We start from the raw sequence: 5,481 nt of genomic DNA, 5'->3' as shown, positions 1-5,481 counted from the left end.
ACAATAACCAAAAGCCCTAAATTTATAGATTTCTAAACGGTCAAATTTAAGGCATTCCATCATATTAAAAATATAATGGATAATTCGCGCTGTCTGATTTTTTTATGACAAAAACATAATTAATTCCCCCTTAATTCAATATCCAAATTTATTAATTATTCTTAAGTGATAGTTATTATAACATAATTTTTTCTTAGACCAAGCATTTTTTTTGTAAAATCTTAATTTTAAAACAATAAAATTAAGATTTTAGGGTAAAAAACACGTATTTACGGGCATTCTTGCTATTTATATTCACTAAAAAGTGAATTTTTGAATCAAATTGGGAAACTCAGGAATATAAACTTTAATTCTCTAATTATGCAAGCATAAATTAATAACTTAAGTATAATAAAATGATTATATAAGCTTAACAGATATTGCAAGGTATAAAAACAAAGATGATCCACGATTTGTTATTCAGAATTGAATGAGAAATAGAAATACAATAGAATTTATAGATTTGTGGGAGATATTAAATAATAAAAATTTTAACCGTGTGCAATTCGACACGTTTAAAATGGACGCGGGTCTAAATAGATTTACAACATCGCCACAAAGATGGATTGAAAATAAAAATGGGGAGTGTTCATAATTTTGTGTTCTAAGTAAATCTGTTTTGATATTTTAGTAAATCAGTAAAAAATTGTAATTAACTTTTGCCAAAAAAATTAAAGTTTATTTTTCACCTTTTTACAAAAAAGTAAAATGTGTTATATAATAAAAAAAATATTGAATTCAATAAAAGAGGTAATTATGAAATCTAAAATTACTAAATTTAGCTTACTTTTATCTTCTTTTGTAACAGTTTTTGGTCTTACAATTGCTTGTGGAACTACCCCTGAAATTAAAATACCAGCTAAACAAAACGAAAATGCAAAACCACTGCCTAAGAAACCAAATTTAGATAACCAAAATAATTTATCTTCAGACAAAAAAGAAGAGCAAAATAATCAAGTTGAAGATAAAAAAAGTGAAGAAAATAATCCGACCTTAGAAAACGATAACAAAGAAATTAAATCCAAACCAGAAGATCAAGTTAAAACTCCTGAGCCTACCTCATCAGATAATACAACTCAGGAAACACCGACAACTCCTGAAAATATTGAACCAACTTTGTTTCAAGAACAGCAAAAAAGTATTGAAAAAATTAACACATTTACTACACTAGCTTCTAGTTTAAAATTGCATTTTGCACAACAAATTAATGAACAAACAAGTACTCAAGATCTTAAAAAAATAGAAGAAAAAGTTAGTAAACTTTCTAATTTATCAACAAAATTAAGTGATACTATTAAGTCAGCAGAAGCTATAAAATCAACACCAAAATACACTTCTACTACTAATAATGCTGATAAATTATTAGATATTACTCTTTTAAAAGCGCAGTCATTTTTTCATAATCAAGAACTAGCTTTTTCAAGTAATATTAGTGATTTGGAATTACAAATTAATGCAGTACAAAAAGAATTAATTGATGCACAAAAAGCTCTAAATGGAACAACAACAGATGAACAAATTAGTCAAATTAAAACTGATTTAGAACAAGTAAATCCTTCATTTGATGAAGCAAAAATTAAACTTTATAGACTTGAAGACAAATTAAATCCAGTAGCTTTTGATGTTGAAACTACAAAATTATTGACTAAAATTGGAAAAGAAGGTTATTCTTTTGAAATCAAAGATACAAAATTAGATAATTCCAACAATAATAAAATTAAAATTACTTATCAGGTAACTAATGCCCAAGGACATAGAACAAGAATTTCAAAATTACTTGATTTTAAAAAAGATAATACCTATACTTATGATATCGAAAGTAAGATATCAGCTTTAGATACAAAGTTTCAACATTTAGATGACTTATATGATTTTGATAAAATTGTCCTTCAACAAATTAACAAAGAACACGTTGGTCAACTTCAAGATATTATTAAGCAAAATTTTAGATCTAAAGGTAATAAAGTTGATCACATTTTTCAACATGATTTGGCTCAAATTAGCTATGAAAATGAACACTTTAGTGCAAAAGTTAACTTCTTAGCACTAGGAAAAATAGTAAAGCAAATTACACTCCAAACTAAAGATAAAATAACTCTTCGATCTACTAGTATGACCAAGCTTGAAAGAGATAAAGCGGACTTGCAACTTTTAATTTCTAGCTATCTTACAAATGTACAATGAAATAAAGATAATTTAAGTGGTAGTGAACAAATTTTGAAGGATTTACAACCTATCAAACAAGGTGTTGATCATCATGGAATTCCTTCAATATTGGCAGAAAAGGAGTTAAATAATATTTATAAATGACCAAAAATAGGTAAATATTCACTTTTTGTTAAAGAAGTACTTGATCATTCAAATATTTATGATTCTAATCGTGGTGGAACAGTCAAACTAATTTTTGGAATCAAAAAGGACAATCAAGAACTTAATTTTCAAGATTGAGATTTAGATATGCAAGAAAGTGATTATAAAACTAAATATGCTAAAAATATGTGATATTTTCGACCACTTCGTGCTAGTGATATTGAATTACCTTCTAATTGAGTAAGTAGTAATTTTGATAATAGTCATAAAAAATTAATTGATGAAATTAACGCCTCTAATTTCGATTTAAGAAAAACTCCAGGTGCTAAAGTTAACGGAAAAGAAACACTTTTTAGTGTTTTAAACCCGCAACAATTAGTTAGCCAATTTCGAAAACAAGATGCTGGTAGTGCACTGCAATATTTATTAAAACTTAAAAATAATCATAATAACAACGCTCAAAATGATTCATCAGAGTTTAAAAGAACATTAGATGAATCAAAAGATGCCACTGGAGGAGATGAATTTGATAAACAAAGTATTCAAGCTAAAATAGATAATTCAGCAAATGTTTTTATAGTAAATACAAATAGCATAATTCCTAGTGGAGTAACAACTAATCCAAATAATATTTCTGATATTATTAATAACTATTTTATTGTATATTATGATGTAAAATCAGAAAGAACAGGTGAGCTAAAATTCAAAATTGGCTTTATTAATAAAAGTGATCCTAGCAAAGTTTATTCAAAATCAGAAGAAATTACACTTGTAAATTTATCAAATGATTTTCAAAATAATATATATCCAGAATTACTTATTAACAAAGTGAATCTACAAGATTTTCAATATAATAATCAACAATTAACTTGAAATAAACAAACTTTGACACTAAATAACTATTCAATTGACACTAAGGATATTACAATTCATGAAACAGTTCAGTATAACAACAATACTTATATTAATTTAAAATATACTTACCCTAACCAAAAAAAAGAAACAGAAAAAATAGTTGTTGGTAATAATTGATACAAGGTTGCTGGTTCAAATTCTGTTTTGCTTGATGATATCAAAAATTCAAGCTTCAAATGGAGACATTCAGGTCTTAATACTTTAATAGTAGAAAATTATCAAGTTATTCGAAATCGACAAATTGAATTTAATGCTAAAGATGCAATTTGATCACAAGATGGAAAAGGTGCATCCTGAGTTTTAAAAGAAAAGTACCTTGAAAAAATGTTAGAAAATGCTCGAGATGTAAAACTAGATTTAACAATTTATGGAAATGTTTTAATTCAAGATGATAATCGCTATAATAGATTCACTAAACCAGGAGATCCTACCATTGGCAATGAAGCTAAATATAAGTTTCCTTCATTTACTATAGACTATTCAGAACTGAAATGAAAATCAGAACAAAATATTGAACTTGAACTACCACAAAGATATAATAATACTAGCACTGGCTCTACACCACTTCCCAAATTAACATTATTATTAAATGTTACAAAAAAAATAGATGGACTGCACTTTAAATTAAGTTTGAAAGGTGAAGAATATAGCATTATTGTTGGTAATCCTGTAAATTATGTAAATACCACTCAAGGTTACAATCCTTTTACAAATAATGATAAATTTGACAAAAATAAAGCTTTTATCTTGTGAGATAGAGGTGCTGGTGTAAATGTTATTTATGAGAATTATGAACAATATGAAGAGCATACTAGACGAACTAATTTATTCGATTATAAACAGATTTCATACACTCAAGAAAATGCACCAATTCCTTTTTATACCGATCCTAATGTTCGAAAAAATGTTTATTTTCCTAACCAAAACGTTCCCTATGAAATTCATAATGGTTATTTACAAAACAATGATTATATAAATTATTCCACTATCAAATCAAATCCTCAATTTGAAAATAATTTCCAACGTGCACTTGCTTTTAGTTTTGGTTCTGCAACGATGATTGGAAAAGTAAATAATGATGAAAATGACTGAAAATTCTACTTTATAACTAATAATCACGTAGAAAATGTCAAAAATTTTGACCAGCTAAATAACTCAACAACTGGCTTACCAAACACTTATCGAAGATATAGTTACATTGTAAAGTCTTCACTTAATTTTGAAAATAATGTTAATGCTGGATTTAGTTACTGAGGTGGCCTATTAACAGGTCCAAATTCTTCATCAAAACCTAGCGACAAAGAAGAAGACCCAAATTCTGGATTTCTACTTTCTCAAATTTGATCTGGATCAGATCAACAAAGTCGAGATGGAAAGGAACATAAAGGTCACAATATTGATGCTACTATTTTTGTGGTCGATGTTAAGCCACTTTATGATGAAGCACTTGCACAAGGAAAATATGAGTATGCCAACTGATTAAAATCATGACTAGCACTTGAAAATATGAAATTTAATTTCAATGGTACGGATTATAATATAAACCACCAGTCATTAATTTATGACTTTTCAATTGTTGGTTTTCCTTATGGAAAACAATCTGCATATGTTATTCACCGACCAGGATTAAGCAATTATAATGTAATGTTAAGACATCAAAATGGCTATGTGCCTACATATTTTGATGCCGGAAATTCAGGAACTGGAATTTTAAGTGCTGATAACAATTACATTTCATTAATTAACTCCGGAACACCTCACAACAGTTTGCAAGGTTGAAATTATGCAACTCGCGGTTTTAACTATTTTGGTGTGAACTTCAATGGTGAACATCCATTGGATTTAAAAAATACTAAATCATTTGCTGCTCAAATTTTAAGATGGCATCTACTTGCACCCGCTAGTGCAAATTCACCATGATTTTTTAATCCATTTAAAACAAACACAAAATAAATCAAAATGTCAAAAAAGTGTATAAATTTATATACTTTTTTAAACTATTTAATATAAAAATGCACTTCAATCTGCATAAGTTAGTACACCAATTTCAGACGTATTCGAAAAAAGGTGTGTAAAAATGAAACAATACAAATTCACAATTGAAGACAAATTTAAATACATTAAAATTGTAGGTTAGTAGAAAAAAATCAGGCAATTAATTTTTTGCCAAGATTTTGAGTACTGTACTTTTGTTAATTTTTTTACGGGAGTGTTCGT

The 5,481-nt window shown here is 27.3% G+C and carries 1 protein-coding gene and 1 pseudogene; both read left to right on the top strand.

What is annotated here, in order from left to right; genetic code table 4:
* Positions 1-394: 394 nt before the first annotated feature.
* Positions 395-619: pseudogene (locus tag R7X45_RS03765) on the top strand (KilA-N domain-containing protein); the annotation flags it as partial.
* A gap of 176 nt (positions 620-795) precedes the next feature.
* On the top strand, positions 796-5,217 hold the full coding sequence (locus R7X45_RS03720; protein WP_318055957.1) for an MGA_1079 family surface serine endopeptidase: 4,422 nt from the start codon (positions 796-798) through the stop codon (positions 5,215-5,217).
* The last annotated feature ends 264 nt before the right edge of the window (positions 5,218-5,481 follow it).

The organism is Mesomycoplasma ovipneumoniae (assembly GCF_033343935.1).
Taxonomy (GTDB): Bacteria; Bacillota_I; Bacilli_A; order Mycoplasmatales; family Metamycoplasmataceae; genus Mesomycoplasma; species Mesomycoplasma ovipneumoniae_G.
This window is presented reverse-complemented; position numbering and strand designations above follow the sequence as displayed.